At 73.4% G+C, this 15791-nt stretch carries 13 protein-coding genes and 1 pseudogene; 6 read left to right on the top strand and 8 right to left on the bottom strand.

Going from position 1 to position 15791, the window contains the following annotated elements; translation table 11 throughout:
• Positions 1-794 precede the first annotated feature (794 nt).
• Positions 795-989 carry a hypothetical protein gene (locus tag JXZ78_RS13955; protein WP_030023623.1) on the bottom strand — a complete coding sequence of 65 codons (195 nt, stop codon included), beginning with the start codon at positions 987-989 and terminating at the stop codon, positions 795-797.
• 30 nt (positions 990-1019) lie between these two features.
• Here JXZ78_RS13955 and JXZ78_RS41250 point away from each other — a divergent pair.
• A pseudogene (locus tag JXZ78_RS41250) lies at positions 1020-1160 on the top strand (Fic family protein); the annotation flags it as partial.
• Between the two features lie 156 nt (positions 1161-1316).
• Here the strand turns inward: JXZ78_RS41250 and JXZ78_RS13945 are convergent.
• From JXZ78_RS13945 to JXZ78_RS13935, 3 genes are all read right to left on the bottom strand, one after another.
• Positions 1317-2300 carry an EamA family transporter gene (locus tag JXZ78_RS13945; protein WP_372498421.1) on the bottom strand — a complete coding sequence of 328 codons (984 nt, stop codon included), beginning with the start codon at positions 2298-2300 and terminating at the stop codon, positions 1317-1319.
• Between the two features lie 99 nt (positions 2301-2399).
• Positions 2400-5342: an FAD-binding and (Fe-S)-binding domain-containing protein gene (locus JXZ78_RS13940; protein ID WP_030023621.1), complete on the bottom strand. Its 2943-nt coding sequence runs from the start codon at positions 5340-5342 to the stop codon at positions 2400-2402.
• Between the two features lie 71 nt (positions 5343-5413).
• Positions 5414-6820: an FAD-binding oxidoreductase gene (locus JXZ78_RS13935; RefSeq protein ID WP_030023620.1), complete on the bottom strand. Its 1407-nt coding sequence runs from the start codon at positions 6818-6820 to the stop codon at positions 5414-5416.
• 108 nt (positions 6821-6928) lie between these two features.
• Between JXZ78_RS13935 and JXZ78_RS13930 the strand changes: the two genes are divergently transcribed.
• Together JXZ78_RS13930 and serC are read left to right on the top strand one after the other, a co-directional pair.
• The gene (locus JXZ78_RS13930; protein WP_078624589.1) at positions 6929-7963 is read left to right on the top strand and encodes a helix-turn-helix transcriptional regulator; all 1035 of its coding nucleotides are present in this window, start codon (positions 6929-6931) and stop codon (positions 7961-7963) included.
• A gap of 17 nt (positions 7964-7980) precedes the next feature.
• The gene (gene serC, locus JXZ78_RS13925; protein ID WP_030023617.1) at positions 7981-9099 is read left to right on the top strand and encodes a phosphoserine transaminase; all 1119 of its coding nucleotides are present in this window, start codon (positions 7981-7983) and stop codon (positions 9097-9099) included.
• A 118-nt stretch (positions 9100-9217) separates the two neighbouring features.
• Here serC and JXZ78_RS13920 read toward each other — a convergent pair whose 3' ends face one another.
• Entirely contained in the window at positions 9218-10051 is an 834-nt protein-coding gene (locus JXZ78_RS13920) for an ABC transporter permease (protein ID WP_030023616.1), read from the bottom strand.
• Positions 10048-11052: a daunorubicin resistance protein DrrA family ABC transporter ATP-binding protein gene (locus JXZ78_RS13915; RefSeq protein WP_030023615.1), complete on the bottom strand. Its 1005-nt coding sequence runs from the start codon at positions 11050-11052 to the stop codon at positions 10048-10050. Before JXZ78_RS13915 ends, JXZ78_RS13920 begins: the two co-directional genes overlap by 4 nt.
• Before the next feature lie 145 nt (positions 11053-11197).
• On the opposite strand from JXZ78_RS13915, the gene JXZ78_RS13910 reads away from it, so the two are divergent.
• On the top strand, positions 11198-11962 hold the full coding sequence (locus tag JXZ78_RS13910) for a TetR/AcrR family transcriptional regulator (protein WP_030023614.1): 765 nt from the start codon (positions 11198-11200) through the stop codon (positions 11960-11962).
• A gap of 41 nt (positions 11963-12003) precedes the next feature.
• Here JXZ78_RS13910 and JXZ78_RS13905 read toward each other — a convergent pair whose 3' ends face one another.
• On the bottom strand, positions 12004-13020 hold the full coding sequence (locus JXZ78_RS13905; protein ID WP_030023613.1) for an esterase-like activity of phytase family protein: 1017 nt from the start codon (positions 13018-13020) through the stop codon (positions 12004-12006).
• Between the two features lie 201 nt (positions 13021-13221).
• Between JXZ78_RS13905 and JXZ78_RS13900 the strand changes: the two genes are divergently transcribed.
• Together JXZ78_RS13900 and JXZ78_RS13895 are read left to right on the top strand one after the other, a co-directional pair.
• Complete coding sequence (locus tag JXZ78_RS13900; RefSeq protein WP_030023611.1) at positions 13222-13911, top strand: GDSL-type esterase/lipase family protein; 690 nt, start codon at positions 13222-13224, stop codon at positions 13909-13911.
• A 62-nt stretch (positions 13912-13973) separates the two neighbouring features.
• Positions 13974-14972 (top strand): aldo/keto reductase, encoded by a 999-nt coding sequence (locus JXZ78_RS13895; RefSeq protein WP_030023610.1) that lies wholly within the window; start codon positions 13974-13976, stop codon positions 14970-14972.
• Positions 14973-15126: 154 nt separating this feature from the next.
• Here JXZ78_RS13895 and thpR read toward each other — a convergent pair whose 3' ends face one another.
• Complete coding sequence (thpR, locus tag JXZ78_RS13890; protein WP_050502916.1) at positions 15127-15735, bottom strand: RNA 2',3'-cyclic phosphodiesterase; 609 nt, start codon at positions 15733-15735, stop codon at positions 15127-15129.
• Between the last annotated feature and the right edge of the window lie 56 nt (positions 15736-15791).

Here is a 15791-nt window from a genome sequence, read left to right as displayed (position 1 = left end):
GCGTGACAGTGCGGCCAGAAACAATCAAGCACGCCTGCATGATTTTCTGAGCTTGGGGGTTGGTGGGGGCTCGCGTCGTGCGCGGTAGGGCCGGTGGGTGGGGGCTCGGGGCCCCGCAGGGGTCACTCTCCCCCAGCCTCCGGCCGGGGGTGCCCCCACGGCACCGTGTACGTCACCCAGGATCTCTCGGTGAACCGGGGGCTCCCGGCTGCCTGCGGGGAGCCCCCTACGTGACCCCGAGCCCTGGCCGGAGGGCGACGATCCCGCGCGATCGGGCCGGGTACATCACCAACCAAGCCAGGCCAGGCCAATCCCGAGCCCATGGCATACGGCCAGGCCAGCACAGCCGCCTTACCGCCATCCACCCCGTGCGCCTCTCCACCAGGAGGGCGGACACCAGGGTGATCGAAGAACTCCCCCCACCGACCCCGGCTCGCCAATCCGGCCGGAGGGGGCGTGTAGGGGGCCATCCCCGCAGGCAGCCGGGAGCCCTCGTTCACCAACACACCCTGGGCGACGTACACGGTGCCGAGGAGTTGGCCCCCTGCGCGCCCCCGCCACCACAACGAACCCATGCGAGCCAAACGTCAACCACAAACCCGCGCGCGCAGCGCGCAGCGCGTAAGCCCCCCGACACCGGGACGCGCCAGACACCCCTACCGCCCCCATACGGCTCCGCGTGGGGGGCCACAGACTGGCGAATCTCCCGCTGGGCGACGTCCATCCGAGGCCCGGAACCATAGAAACAGGCCCGGGCCTTGCCATACGGCACCAGCCACCCCAAGCGGACCAGTTCACGGATGTCGCGAATGGCCTGCTGATCGGAGAGCGGCGTCCCGCTGGTAGACGGTGCGGCGCACCTTCGATCCCCAGAACGCCGACAGCAGCGCGAAGACCATGCGCTCGTCCAGCCCGGACCGCTCGCCTCCCTGGTCGGGACAGCTGCGGCGGAACCTGACCGCGCGGGCGATCGCCGGATCGAACACCATCGAGGGCTACGCCGCGACCGTGGACGACGCGACTGGCTCAACCACGGTGACCTCGACGCCCCGGTGCACGTGCGTGCCTCGATGGCCCACTTGAACTTGGTCAACATCCACCCGTGGAAGGACGGTAACGGACGCATGTCCCGTTCTGTGTCCACGCTGGTGTTCGCCCGCGAGGACACGGTGATCATCGGCGTCCAGAGACGGAGACCTGTACAGCATCGGCATCACGCGCCCACGCACTCCGATGTGGCAGCTCCCCTGGCCGCCGCCCGACGAAACCCGTGCAAGCCGCGCGTCGGCGCAACCCCCGCGCGAAGCGCGAAAACCTCACCCCTCCCCCGCCCCACCCGCACTCCGCACAGCCCCCACACTCGCCAGCACCACCAGCCCGATAGCCACCACCTCAGCCCAGCCCAGCGACTGGTGCAGCACCAGGAACCCCGCGAGCGCACCGGCGGCCGGTTCCAAGCTCATCATCACCGCGAAGCCGGAGGCCGGGAGTTTGCGCAGGGCGAGCAGTTCGAGGGTGTACGGCGTGACCGAGGAGAGCAGGGCGACGGCGGCGCCCAGGCCGATCGTGGCCGGGTCCAGCAGGGCCGTACCGGCGGTGTAGATGCCGAGCGGCAGGCTCAGCAGCGCCGCCACCGTCATCGCCAGGGCCAGCCCGTCCGCCTGCGGGAAGCGCTGTCCGGTACGGGAGGACAGCAGGATGTACGCGGCCCACAGGGCACCGGCCGTGAGGGCCAGTCCGGCGCCGAGCGGGTCGAGTCCGTCGAAGCCCTCCCGGCCGAGCAGGACCACTCCGCCCAGCGCGAGCGCTGCCCACACCAGGCTCAGCGCCCGGCGCGAGGTGACCACCGACAGGATCAGGGGGCCCATGAACTCCAGGGTGACGGCGGCGCCCAGCGGGATGCGGTCGATCGCCTCGTAGAAGAGGGAGTTCATGCCGACCAGCGCGACGCCGAAGGCGAGGACCGTGGCCCAGTCGCCCCGCGAGTAACCGCGCAGCCGCGGGCGGCAGGCGATCAACAGGACGAGCGCGGCGACGACCAGCCGGAGGGTGACCACGCCGAGCGCGCCGGCCCGCGGGAAGAGCAGGACCGCGACCGAGGCGCCGAACTGGAGCGAGATGATGCCGCCGATGACCAGCGCCACGGACGTCAGGCGCCCGCCCGCCGCCGCGTCCTGCTCGGCGGCCCGGACCTCGGCGGAGGCCGGGACCGCCTCGGAGGCCGGGACCGTGACCGGCACCGGCTCCGGGACCGGAGGTATGGGCGGGAGGCTGCTGGACTCGTGGCGCGACTCGTTCACACGCACACGCTAAGGCCCGTCTCCCGCGCCGTGAAATGTGATGTCCACCTGCCGATGTACCGGGCGGGCAGTCACCTCGGACCATGACGTTCCGTACCGTCAGGGCCGCGACGGCGGCTCCTCCGCCGGCTCGCCGGCCAGCCCCTCCGCCAGCACCTCCGCCAGGTGCCGCGCACGCCGCCCGGTGAGCTGGCCGATCTGGGTGCGGCAGGAGAAGCCGTCCGCGAGCACCTCCGCCCCCGGTTCCGCTTCCCGTACGGACGGCAGGAGCTGTTCTTCCGCGCAGGCCACGGACACGTCGTAGTGGCCGCGCTCGAAGCCGAAGTTCCCGGCCAGTCCGCAGCAGCCGCCGCTCAGCCCGCCGTCCAGCCCGGCACGGGCGCGCAAGCGCTGTTCGGCCGCCTCGCCGAGTACGGCGTGCTGGTGGCAGTGGGTCTGGCCGACGGCCGGGCGGTCCACGCGCGGCGGCTCCCAGGCGGGTGCCTGTTCCTCCAGGGTCTGCGCGAAGGTCCGTACGGACGCGGCCACCCGCGCGGCCCGCGGGTCGTCGGAGAGGAGTTCGGGCAGGTCGGTGCGGAGCGCGGCCGCACAGCTCGGTTCGAGGACGGTCAGCGGGGTGCCGTCCGCCAGCAGCGGGTCGAGGGCGTCCACCGTCCGGCGCATGACCGCGCGCGCCTGATCGAGCTGCCCGGTGGAGACGTACGTGAGGCCGCAGCACAGCGACGCCCGGCGGCGGCCCGCCGCGGGCAGGCGGACGTCGAGTCCGGCGGCCTCCAGGACGTGGACGGCGGCGCGGCCCACCTCGGGGACGAGGTAGTTGGTGAAGGTGTCCGGCCACAACAGGAGCGCCGGCCGTTCCGGGGCCATGCCCACGCCCACCGGCCCCTCCGGGGCCCTCCGCTTCGACCACCACCGTACGAACGGCTCACCGGCCAGTTCCGGGATCGCCCGCTGCGGTGCGATCCCGCCGAGGCGTTTGCCCGCTCCGGCCAGCGGTGTCCTGGCCAGCGCGTTGAGCAGCGGCGCGACGGGAGCCGCCGCGCGCAGCCAGCGCGGCAGGCGGCCCATCGAGTAGTGCGCGGCGGGCCGCAGCCGTCCCGCGTAGTGGTGGTGCAGGAACTCGGCCTTGTACGTGGCCATGTCCACGCCCACCGGGCAGTCGCTGCGGCAGCCCTTGCAGGACAGGCACAGGTCCAGCGCGTCCCGTACCTCCTCGGAGCGCCAGCCGTCGGTGATCACCTCGCCCGCGAGCATCTCGTGCAGCAGCCGGGCGCGGCCCCGGGTGGAGTGCTGTTCCTCGCCGGTGGCGCGGTACGACGGGCACATGACGGCCGATCCGCCGGGGACGCTGTTACGGCACTTGGCAACGCCGACGCAGCGCCGGACGGCCGCCGAGAAGTCCCCGCTGTCGTGCGGGTAGCCGAACTCGACGTCCACCGGCTTCCGCGGCAGTGGCGCGAAGCGCAGGTTCTCGTCCATCCGGTCCGGCCGGACCAGCATGCCGGGGTTGAGGCCGCCCGCCGGGTCCCACAGGTCCTTGAAGCGTTCGAAGAGGCCGACCAGTTCGCCGCCGTACATCTTGGGCAGCAGTTCGGCGCGCGCCTGCCCGTCGCCGTGCTCGCCGGAGAGCGAGCCGCCGTGCGCCACGACCAGGTCGCCCAGGTCGCAGGAGAACTCGCGGAACCGGCGGATCCCGGGCGCGCTGAGCAGGTCGAAATCGATACGGACGTGGATGCAGCCGTCCCCGAAGTGCCCGTACGGCGTGCCGCGCAGGCCGTGCTGGGCCAGCAGGGCCCGGAAGTCCCGCAGGTAGGCACCGAGCCGCGCGGGCGGCACCGCGCAGTCCTCCCAGCCGGGCCACGCCTCGGAGCCGTCCGGCATGCGGGTCGCGGTCCCGGCCGCGTCCTCGCGCACCCGCCACAGGGCGCGCTGCCGTGCCGGGTCGGTCACCACCGTGTGATCGGTGGTGGCCGCGCCCGCGCTCCGGCACAGTTCCTCGGCGCGGGCGAGCGCCTCGGCGGGCGTCGCGCCGCCCATCTCGACGAACAGCCAGGCCCCGCCCTTGGGCAGGCCGGTCGCGTCCCCCACCAGGTCGGCCGCCATGCCCTCGACGGTCAAGGGGCCTCCCCCACTCTCGGCTTCGCTCGACCGGGGGGACCCCCATGGGAGCAGCGTGTGCGCCGCCTCGGCGGCGTCGCTCTCGTCCGCGTATCCGAGGACCGCCAGTGCCTTGGCGGCGGGCGGCCTGACCAGGCTGACGGTGGCCTCGGTCAGGACTCCGAGCGTGCCCTCGCTGCCGGTGAGCGCCCGTGCCAGGTCGCTGCCCTTCTCGGGCAGCAGGGCGTCCAGCGCGTAACCGGAGATGCGGCGCGGGAGTTCGGGGTAGCCGGTGCGCAGCAGCGCGAGATCGCCGTTGACCAGGGACCGTACGCCGTCCCGCAGCCGCTGCGGGAGCGCGTCAAGTGCCGCCGCGCCCCGCCCGGCACGCAGCCGCTCGCCCCCGTACGTCAGCACCTCCAGCTCGCGCACGCTGTCGGCGGTGGTGCCCCACGCCACCGAGTGCGAGCCGCAGGAGTTGTTGCCGATCATGCCGCCGAGGGTGCAGCGGCTGTGGGTGGACGGGTCGGGCCCGAAGGTCAGGCCGTGCGCGCCGGCCGCCGCCCGCAGGTCGTCCAGGACCACGCCCGGCTGGACGACCGCCGTAGCCGCCTCGGCGTCCAGCGACACGATGCGCCGCAGGTGCCGGGTGAAGTCCAGCACCACGCCGACGCCGGTGGCCTGCCCGGCGATGCTCGTCCCGCCGCCGCGCGGCACCACCGGCACGCCGTGCTCCCGGCACACCCGCAGGGCGGCGGCGACGTCCTCCGCGTCCCGTGGCGCGACCACCGCCCGCGGCACCCGGCGGTAGTTGGAGGCGTCCATCGTCATCAGCGCCCGGTCCCCGGCGGCGAACGAGACCTCGCCGCGTACGGCGTCCGCCAACTCCCGGGCCAGTTCCCGCGTACCGTCCGGTGTCCCGGGTGTCTTCGTAAGATCAGCCATGCCCCCAGCCTGCCCACTCCGCCGGGGGCGCGCCCTTCCGTTTTCCCGTCCTGTGTCCGGGTGCCGCCCGGTTACGCGCGGAACAGGTTCTCCGGGTCGTACGCCGCCTTGGCGGCGGTCAGCCGCCGGTACACGTCCTCCTCGTACGCGTCGGCCACCGCGTCACCGTGATCACCGAACAGGAAGTTGACGCTGCGGCCGACCGCCCTGGGCGCCAGCACCGCCCGCACCCGCGCGTGCAGGGCCCGTACGGCCGCGACGTCCGTGCCGTCCAGCGGCGACAGCAGGCGCAGCAGGTACCGCGCGTCCCGGTGGCCGACCGAGCCGCCGCCGGTGGCGAGCGCGCCACCGAGGTGGTTGAGCTGCACCACGGTCATCATCGGGGCGTCCGGCCCGGTCAGCGCGGTCACCTCGCGCAGTTCCGCCGCGTCCAGCCCGCTGAGCAGAATGCTGTCGCCGTCGTAGGCGTGCGGCGTCTCCGGGTCCTGGTGGATGGTGTGCGACTCGGCGTACGGCATGTCGCGCAGCGTGTCGGCCACCCGCGGCCCGACCGCGCACAGCGGCGCGACCAGCCGCTCGCCCTCGGCCTCCGGTCCCGTGCAAGCGATCCGGATCTGCGCGAGGTGGCGGCCGCGCAGATGGCCGGGCACCGCCGGGACGTCCGGGTACGCGATCAGGCCGACCGACGAGGTCAGCGCGTCGGGCAGGTCCTCGGTCCAGGCCAGGTACGCGGCCAGCGCCTCGTCCATCAGGTCGGCGCCGAAGACCAGTTGGCCGCCGTACACCCGCTCCACCGGCACCAGCCCGAACTCCAGGCCGGTCACCACCCCCAGCCCGCGCCCGCCGCCGAGCAGCGCCCGGAACAGTCCGGCGTCGCGCTCCGGCGTGACCCAGCGCAGTACGCCGTCCGCGGTGACCACTTCCACCAGCCGCACCCGGTCCGACGCGTAACCGAACTCCCGGCCCAGGATGCCGAGCCCGCCCCCGAGCGTGTAGCCCACCACCCCCACGCCGGGCGACGACCCGTTCACCGGCGCCAGCCCGTGCGGCGCGGCCTCCTCGATGACATCGGCCCAGAGCGCGCCCGCCCCGGCCCACACGGTGCGCGCCTCGGCGTCGACCCGCACCTCGTCCATCCGGCGCATGCTGACCAGCACACCCCCGTCGGAGGCCGCCGACAGCCCGTGCCCGGTCGACTGCACGGACACCGGCAGCCCGTTGGCCCCGGCGTACCGCACCGCCGCCACGACGTCCGCCGCCGTGTCCGCCCCGACGATCACCGAAGGACGGTGGACATGCCCGGTCTGGAACCCGGCCCGTTCCGCTGCGTACCCGTCGTCACCGGGGACGAGGACGACGCCGGTGACGCGGTCGGCCAGCTCGGAGAGCGTGTACGGAGCGGGCACGCCAGAGGAGGCGGACGCGGAGACGGAGGCGGATACAGAGGCGGATGCGGCATCGCTGTGCGTGGTCTTCATACCGCCACGGTCCCGCCATAACCTGACACCGGCCGTCAGGTTTTCCACCAGGCCCCCGCCAGCTCACCCGCCACGCTCACCCTCCCCTCCTCCGGAAGACTGAACCGCGTGAAATCCGACCGCCTCCTCTCGATCCTCCTGCTCCTCCAGACCCGCGGCCGGGTCCCGGCCACCGAGCTCGCGACGCGGCTGGAGGTGTCCGTACGGACGATCTACCGCGACGTCGAGTCCCTGTCGGCGGCCGGCGTGCCCGTGTACGCGGAGCGGGGGCGGCACGGCGGCATCGCGCTGCTGCCGGGATTCCGTACGGACGTGACCGGGCTGACCACCGACGAGGCGCGGGCGCTGTTCGTGCTGGCCGCCGAGGGGGCGCACCACGCGCTCGGGCTGGACGACGCGCTCGGCTCCGCGCTGCGCAAGGTGATGGCCGCGCTGCCCGCGCCGCACCGGCCGGCCGCCGAGCTGACCAGCCGCCGCATCCTGGTCGATCCCGGGCGCTGGCTCTCGGGGCCGCAGCCGGCCGTGGAGCTGGACGCCCTGCACACCGCGGTCTTCGCCGACCGGCGGCTGCGGCTGCGGTACCGGCACAGCGGCGAGACCGACCCGCGTACGTACACCGTCGATCCGTACGGGCTGGTCTCCAAGGCCGGGACCTGGTACCTCGTCGCGGACCGGCGGCGGCGCGGCCGGCTGTTCCGGGCCGACCGGGTGGTCGCGGCCACCGTGCTCGACACGCCCGTGCGGCGCCGCGACGGTGTGGAGCTGGCCGACGCGTGGGAGGCGCTGCGGCAGCAGGTGGAGACCCGGCAGGCCGGGCTGCGGGTGACGGCCCGGGTGCTCCGGTCCCGCCTGGACCTGTTCGTCCGCATCATCGGTACGGCGCTGGCGGAGCCGCCGCAGGACACCGGCGGGACGTGGGTGACGGTCGAACTGGCGTTGCAGGAGCTGCGTGCGGTACGCCAGTTGCTCCAGTTCAGCACGTCCCTGGAGGTGCTGGGCCCGCCGGAGGCCCGGGCGGAGCTGGCGCGGGCCGCCGCCTCGGTCACCGCCCTGTACGCGGACGTCGGGCAGCCGGACCCGTGCCGGACGGCGGCACCCGTTCCGTCTCACCCGGTGGACCCTGGTCCTGACCGGACCCCGTGACGGATTACGCTTCGCCCGTGGCTGATATCCAGATTCCCGCTGACATCAAGCCCGCCGACGGTCGCTTCGGCGCGGGCCCCTCCAAGGTGCGTACGGAGGCGCTCGACGCCCTCGCCGCCACCGGAAGTTCTCTTCTCGGTACGTCCCACCGCCAGGCACCGGTCAAGAACCTGGTCGGCAGGGTCCGCGACGGCGTACGTGACCTGTTCCAGCTGCCCGAGGGGTACGAGGTCGTCCTCGGCAACGGCGGTTCCACCGCGTTCTGGGACATCGCGACCCACGGCCTGATCGAGAACAAGTCCCAGCACCTGACCTTCGGCGAGTTCTCCTCGAAGTTCGCCAAGGCCGCGAAGCTGGCGCCGTGGCTGGCCGGGCCGACCACGATCTCCGCCGACCCGGGCAGCCACCCGGAGCCCGAGGCGGAGCAGGGCGTGGACGTCTACGCCTTCACCCACAACGAGACCTCCACCGGCGTCGCCGCCCCCGTCCAGCGTGTCGCGGGCGCGGACGACGGCTCGCTGGTGCTGGTGGACGCCACCTCCGGCGCCGGCGGCCTGCCCGTGGACATCGCGCAGACCGACGTGTACTACTTCGCGCCGCAGAAGTCCTTCGCCTCCGACGGCGGCCTGTGGATCGGCGTCTTCTCGCCCGCCGCCCTGGAGCGCGCCCGCAGCGTCCACGCCTCCGGCCGGCACATCCCGGAGTTCTTCTCGCTGCCGACGGCGATCGACAACTCGCTGAAGAACCAGACGTACAACACCCCGTCGCTGGCCACCCTGTTCCTGCTCAACGAGCAGCTGGAGTGGATCAACGGCCAGGGCGGCCTGGACTGGGCGGTACGGCGCACCGCGGCCTCCTCGCGCACGCTGTACGGCTGGGCCGAGGACTCCAAGTACGCGACGCCGTTCGTCACCGATCCGGCCAAGCGTTCGCAGGTCATCGGCACCATCGACTTCGACGACGAGATCGACGCGGCCGCCGTCGCCAAGGCGCTGCGCGCCAACGGCATCGTCGACACCGAGCCGTACCGCAAGCTGGGCCGCAACCAGCTGCGGGTGGCGATGTTCCCGGCGGTCGACCCGGCGGACGTCGAGGCGCTGACCGCCTGCGTCGACCACGTCATCGGCAAGCTGTAGGAAGTACCGCGGCACGCGTCCGGGCCCCGGCGGGTCGAATCCGCCGGGGCCGGACGGCGTTCCGGGGTAGCGCATCCGCCCGAGGCCCGGACGGCGTTCCCGGAAGGGGCGCGGCCCCTCAGCGGCTGAGCCGCTGGAAGCGCCGTACCGCCAGCGGCAGGAAGACCGCCGTGAGAGCGAGCGGCCAGACCACGGCCATCAGCAGGGCGTGCTGTTCGATCCAGCTGTCCCCCAACGTGCCGGGACGGCCGAAGAGTTCACGGACGGCGTTCGCCGTGGAGGAGACCGGGTTCCACATCGCGATGGCGCCCAGCCAGTCCGGCATCATCGACGGCGGTGTGAAGACGCTGGAGATCATGCCGAACGGGAAGGCCAGCGCGAACAGCCCGCCCGCTGCCTCCTGGTTGGGCACCAGCAGGCCCAGCAGCACACCGACCCAGATGAGCGCGAAGCGCAGGTGCAGCAGCAGGGCGAAGGCGGCCAGGGTGGCGAGCACGCCGCCGTCCGAGCGCCAGCCGACGACGACGGCGATCGCCGCCAGCACCGCGAGATCCAGCGCGGCGCCGCACACGTCCGCCACGCCCCGCCCGCTGACCACCGCCGAACGCGCCATCGGCATCGAACGGAAACGGTCGGTCACGCCCCGGTCCTTCTCGACCGCGACCAGCATCGCGGTGTTCATGAAGCCGAAGGCCATGGTCATGGCGAACATGCCGGGCATGGCGTAGTCCCGGTAGGAGCCCTCGCCGCCGACGTCCATCGCGCTGCCGAAGACGTAGACGAAGAGCAGGACGGAGACGATCGGGAAGCCGAGCTGCCAGGCGATGTTGACGGGTTGCTTGACGAGGTGGGTCAGGTCGCGGCGGACGATGGTCCAGCAGTCGGCGAAGGCCCAGTACAGGCGCCGTTCGGGGGCGGGGGCGAGCGCGGGGGCTCCGGTGGGGGCGCTCATGCGGCGGTCTCCGTCCGGCGCGCGGGGGCGGTCGCGTCCGCGGCGGCCTCCGTACGGTGTCCCGTCAGCCGCAGGAAGACCTCGTCCAGCGTCGGCCGCCGCAGCCCGATGTCCGCCACGTCCAGCCCCGCGTCCTGGAGCGCCCGCGCCACCGCGGTGAGCGCCGCCACGCCGTCCGTCACCGGCGCGCCGACCCGCCGTTCCGCCACGTCCGTGTCCGGCGCGGCGCCGTCCGCGGCCACCCGCGCCACGATCCCCGCCGCCCGCGGCAGCTCGGCGGCGTCGCGGAGCACCACCTGGACGCGGTCGCCGCCGATGCCGTGCTTGAGCCCGTCCGGGGTGTCCTCCGCGACGGTCCGGCCGTGGTCGATGACGGCGATCCGGTCGGCCAGCTGGTCGGCCTCGTCGAGGTATTGGGTGGTCAGCAGGACCGTCGTGCCGCCCGCGACCAGGTCACGGACGGTCTCCCAGACCTCGTTGCGGCTGCGCGGGTCGAGTCCGGTGGTCGGCTCGTCCAGAAACAGCACCTCGGGTGCGAGCAGCACGCTGGACGCCAGGTCCAGGCGCCGCCGCATGCCACCGCTGTAGGCCTTGACCTGCATGCCGGCCGCGTCGGACAGGCCGAAGCGCTCCAGCAGCTCGTCCGCGCGGGCCCGGGCCCGCCGCCCGTCGAGGTGGAAGAGCCGCCCGAACATCTCCAGGTTCTGCCGCCCGGTCAGGATCTCGTCGACGGCGGCGTACTGCCCGGCCAGACCGATCCGCTTGCGTACGGCGTGCGGCTCGCGCGCCACGTCGTGCCCGGCGACCACCGCCCGCCCGCCGTCCAGGCGCAGCAGCGTCGCCAGGATGCGTACGGCGGTGGTCTTGCCCGCGCCGTTGGGGCCGAGCAGGCCCTGTACGGTGCCGCGCCGCACGGCGAGGTCGAAGCCGTCGAGCGCCCGCTCGGCCCCGTACCGCTTGGCCAGTCCCTCCGCCAGGACCGCCGTTCCGGTCGTCCGCATGCGTTCCCCCGTCCTTCCTCTGTGTCCGGACGGGTACGCCGCACACCCCCGTTCCGAGTACGGCGTACCCAGTTACGCGTACACCGTACCTGAGACCGCGTACGACGTACTCGGTTTTTTCCCGGCGGCTTACACTGAGCGCACCATGACGACAGAACACAGCGGCAGCGGCGACGCGGCACGCAGCATGGAGCTGCTCTGGGGCACCGGCGAGCGGCCCAGCCGCGGCCCCAAACCCGGCCTGACCCTCGACCGGATCGTCACCGCCGCGGTCGCGGTCGCCGACGCCGAGGGGATCGGCGCCGTCTCGATGCGCCGGGTCGCCACCGAACTGGGCGTCGGCACCATGTCGCTCTACCGCTACGTACCGGGCAAGGGCGAGCTGCTGGACCTGATGCTCGACAAGATCGCGGAGTTCGGCGCCGACGCGTTCCCCGGCCCCGAGGCCGGCTGGCGGGCCGTCCTGGAGAACGTCGCACGCCGCGCCTGGCAGCTCCACCACCGCCACCCCTGGCTGCTCCAGGTCGACCAGACCCGCCCGCTGCTGGGCCCCAATTCGGTGGAGGTGCTGGAGCACACGATCCGCGGGATGTCCGGCCTCACCCTGCCCGACCCGGAGAAGATCCGGCTGCTGATGATCGTGGAGGGCTATGTCGCGGGCGCGGCCCGCACCCGGCTGAGCTCGGCGACGGCGGAGAAGCGCACCGGCATCACCGAGGACGAGTGGTGGAAGATCCAGGGCCCGTTCCTCGTCCGGGCGATGGAGAGCGGCCGCTACCCGCACCTCGCCGGGCTCTCCGAGGACACCTTCGCGTTCGACGAGGACTACGACGGCGACGGGCTGTTCGAACTGGGCCTCGGGCGGCTGCTGGACGGCTGCGCGGCGTACATCGAGAAGCGCGGCGGCTGAGCGCGCCGCTCAGCCACCCGCGTCCGGCGGCCGCCGGACGGTCACCGGCGCCGGAACATCCGCCGCAGCGCCAGCACCACCACCGTCGCCACCCCGAACGTCGCCGCCGCCAGCAGTACGTTGCGGTTCTGGCCCGCCTCGTCCTGGCTGCCGTCGGCCGCGTCCCCCTTACCGGGCCCGTCGCCGTCGCCCTTACCGTCGCCCTTCTTCGCCGACTCCGGCAGCTGGTCGCCGCTGAGCCCCACCGGCTGCACCCGGCTGCCCTTGCCCTCCGACCCGAACAGCAGCGTCCGCCCGTCGGGAGTGAAGGTCACCGACTCGCCCTGCATCTGCAGGGGCACGCCCACGCTGCCGATGTCCTTGGGCCGGCCGCCTTCCCAGCGGTACATCTCCGCGCCGAAATAGCCGCGCAGCAGCAGCCGCGTGCCGTCCGGCGAGAACGCGCCGTCCGTCACCCACTGGTCGATGCCCGCGACCCGGCGGAAGGTGTTCGTGCCGCGCGCCGACAGCCGCTCGGGGCCCTCGTACAGGGCCGCGCCCCCGCTCTTCTTCTTGCTGGCGATGTAGACCCGCCCCGTCCTGGGGTGCACCATCATCGCCTCGGCGTCCCGCGGGCCCTCGTCGTACTTGACCGTGAGCTGTGCCGCGGTGACGGTCTGGTCGCGGAGCTGCTCCGGCTCGGGGAAGCGGTAGATCCAGACGTGCTTCCAGGTGCCGCCGAGGTTGTCACCGATGTCACCGACGTAGACGTTGCCGTCCGGGCCGACCGAGATCGCCTCCACGTCGCGCGGGTCGCCGATGCCGCGCAGGGTGACGGTCGCGACCGTACGGCCGGTCCGGCCGTCCACGGCGTAGACGTACGGCCCGTCGTCACTGTCGTTGTGGGTCCAGTACACGCCGGGGTGGGCCCGGCTGGCCGCCAGCCCGCTGGACTCGGTGATCCGCCGGTCCTCGATCGTGAACCCCTCGGCCCCTCCCCCGTCGTCGGCCGCCGCCGGCCCGGCCGCCGCGAACAGCACAATTCCCGCGGCCCCGGCCGCGCACAGTAGCGAACGCATGGGCACAGCCTCCCACTTCGGCGGCCCGGCGGTGCCGTCCGGCCCCGTCCCGGGGGCCGTACCCGTCCGGTACCCGCCCGTCCGGGCACCGGACGCGGCTCGCCCCGCCCGCCACCCGGAGCGCCCGGCTCCTTATGATCTCCGCATGACCACCCCGACAGCGCACTCCGGCGCGCCCGGGCCGGGCGGCCGGGAGGTCGTATGCGTGTGATGTTCGTCGGTGACTCGATGACGATCGGCAGCGCCGGCGACTTCACCTGGCGCTACCGGATGTGGCAGCACCTCAACCGGACCTTCGGCGGCCCCTACCGCATCGTCGGACCGCGTACCGAGCTGTACGACGTGTCCGCCGACGCGGCGGTCTCGCACGCCTACCGCGACCCGGACTTCCCCGAGCGCGCCCGGCGCCACCTCGCCGGCTGGGGCGAGGGCTGGTGCCACATGGCGCCGCTGATCGGCGACGCGGTGCGCAAGCACAAGGCCGACACGCTGCTGGTCTCGCTCGGGCTGATAGACCTCGGCTTCTACACGGACGCGGAGCAGACCGCCGCGAACGTGCACCGCTTCGTCGCGGAGGCGCGGGCCGCCCACGCGGGCGTACGGGCCGTGCTGCTGCCCGTCATCCCGAACACCCGCGCCCTGTCCGACACCCCCTTCGCCACCGAGTGCGAGCGCTTCAACGAGCTGCTGGCCAAGGCCGTCGCGGACCTGTCCACCCCTGCCTCACCGCTGCTGCTGGCCTCCCACCCGGACGGATACGACCTGGACCGGGACACCTACGACGGCACGCACCCCTCCGCCTCGGGCGAGCACCTGCTCGCGGCGGCCTTCGCCGACGCCCTGCACCAGGCGTGGGACGTGGGCGCCCCGTACGCGGCGGCAGGGAACTGAGGGCCACGGGGTGCGGCACACTCCTTGATTCGAGCGCACTCCAAGGCGTTGGCTAGGGCCCCATGGAGTACACGCAGCTCGGACGCACCGGACTCAAGGTCAGCCGACTCGTCCTCGGCACCATGAACTTCGGCCCCCAGACGGACGAAGCCGACAGCCACGCCATCATGGACGCCGCGCTCGCCGCGGGCGTCAACTTCCTCGACACCGCCAACGTCTACGGATGGGGCGACAGCAAGGGCCGCACCGAGGAGATCGTCGGCTCCTGGTTCGCCCAGGGCGGCGGCCGCCGCGACAAGACCGTGCTCGCCACCAAGGTCTACGGCAACATGGGCGGCGACGGCGAGCGGGTCTGGCCCAACCACGACCGCCTCTCCGCGCTGAACATCCGGCGGGCGGTGGACGCCAGCCTCAAGCGGCTGAACACCGACTACATCGACCTGTACCAGTTCCACCACGTGGACCGGCACACGCCGTGGGACGAGATATGGCAGGCCGTCGACGTCCTGGTGCAGCAGGGCAAGATCCTGTACGCCGGGTCCTCCAACCACGCGGGCTGGCACATCGCGCAGGCCAACGAGACCGCCGCGCGCCGTGGCTCGCTCGGCCTGGTCAGCGAGCAGTGCCTGTACAACCTCGCCGAGCGCCGCGCCGAGATGGAGGTGATCCCGGCCGCGCAGTCCTACGGCCTCGGCGTCATCCCGTGGTCGCCGCTGCACGGCGGCCTGCTCGGCGGCGCCGTGCGCAAGGAACGCGAGGGCGGCGGCGCCCGTACGAACGGGGGCCGCTCGGCCGGGGCACTGGCGAACTCCGCGGTCCGCGCGCAGATCGAGTCCTACGAGGCCCTGCTCGACAAGCACGGACTGCACCCCGGCGAGGTCGCGCTGGCCTGGCTGCTCACCCGGCCCGGTGTGACGGGGCCCATCGTCGGGCCGCGGACCACCGAACAGCTCGACAGCGCGCTGCGCGCCGTGGAGCTGGAGCTCTCGGCCGAGCTGCTGGACTCGCTGGACGAGATCTTCCCCGGCACCGGGGCGTCGCCGGAGGCGTTCGCCTGGTGAGCCGGTGGTGCTCCACGGGGCGGCCTGCCGGGTGATTCGCCTGGTGGGACGAGTCCGCGAAGGGTGTCGTCGGGGCCGTCCGGCGGGTCAGCGCAGGGCGGCCGCCACGATCACGACGACGAGCAGCACGGCGAACAGGCCGGACATGATCCGGTTACGGGTTTTGGGGTCCACCCTTCGAGCGTAACCGGCCCGCTCGCCTACCCAGCGGCCAGGCCGCCACCGTCTCGTACCGGGGCTGCTCGCCCGCCACCCCGGAGACCGGCAGGCGGCTGCGGACGAGCGCCAGTTCCCGTACCGTCCACGCGCTGCCCTCGAAGTCCGCCAGGCCGTCGACGAACGGTTCGAGGTCGAGGGCTTCCGCGCGATTGCGCGCGACGGTCAGGTGCGGGGTGTACGCGCGGTGGCCGGACATCTCCAGCCCGGCCCGGCGGGCCGCTGCCGTGGCCGAGTCCGCCAGCTTGCGCAGGGCGGGCAGGCCGCCGTCCGCCCCGGCCCACACCACCCGGTCCGCGAAGCGCCCGCCGCCCTTGAGGCCGAGCGGGAAGGGCTCGTACCGCCGCGCGGCCCGGGCCAGCCGTTCGTGCAGGTCGGGCAGGGTGGTGTCGGGCACCTCGCCGTAGAAGGCGAGGGTGAAGTGCCAGCCGGACCGCCCGGTCCAGCGCAGCCGGTCCGCGTCCGGGAGGGTACGCAACCGGCGTACCCGGACGTCGAGTTCGTCGACGGCGGCCTCGGGCGGCAGTACGGCGGCGAAGAGTCTCATGCGGTCAGTGTCGCGCACGGGGCGGGCGGCGGGGCCGGGACCGCGGTGCGCCCGCG

Source organism: Streptomyces monomycini, from assembly GCF_022271435.1.
In the GTDB taxonomy this organism is placed as follows: Bacteria; Actinomycetota; Actinomycetes; order Streptomycetales; family Streptomycetaceae; genus Streptomyces; species Streptomyces monomycini.
This window is presented reverse-complemented; position numbering and strand designations above follow the sequence as displayed.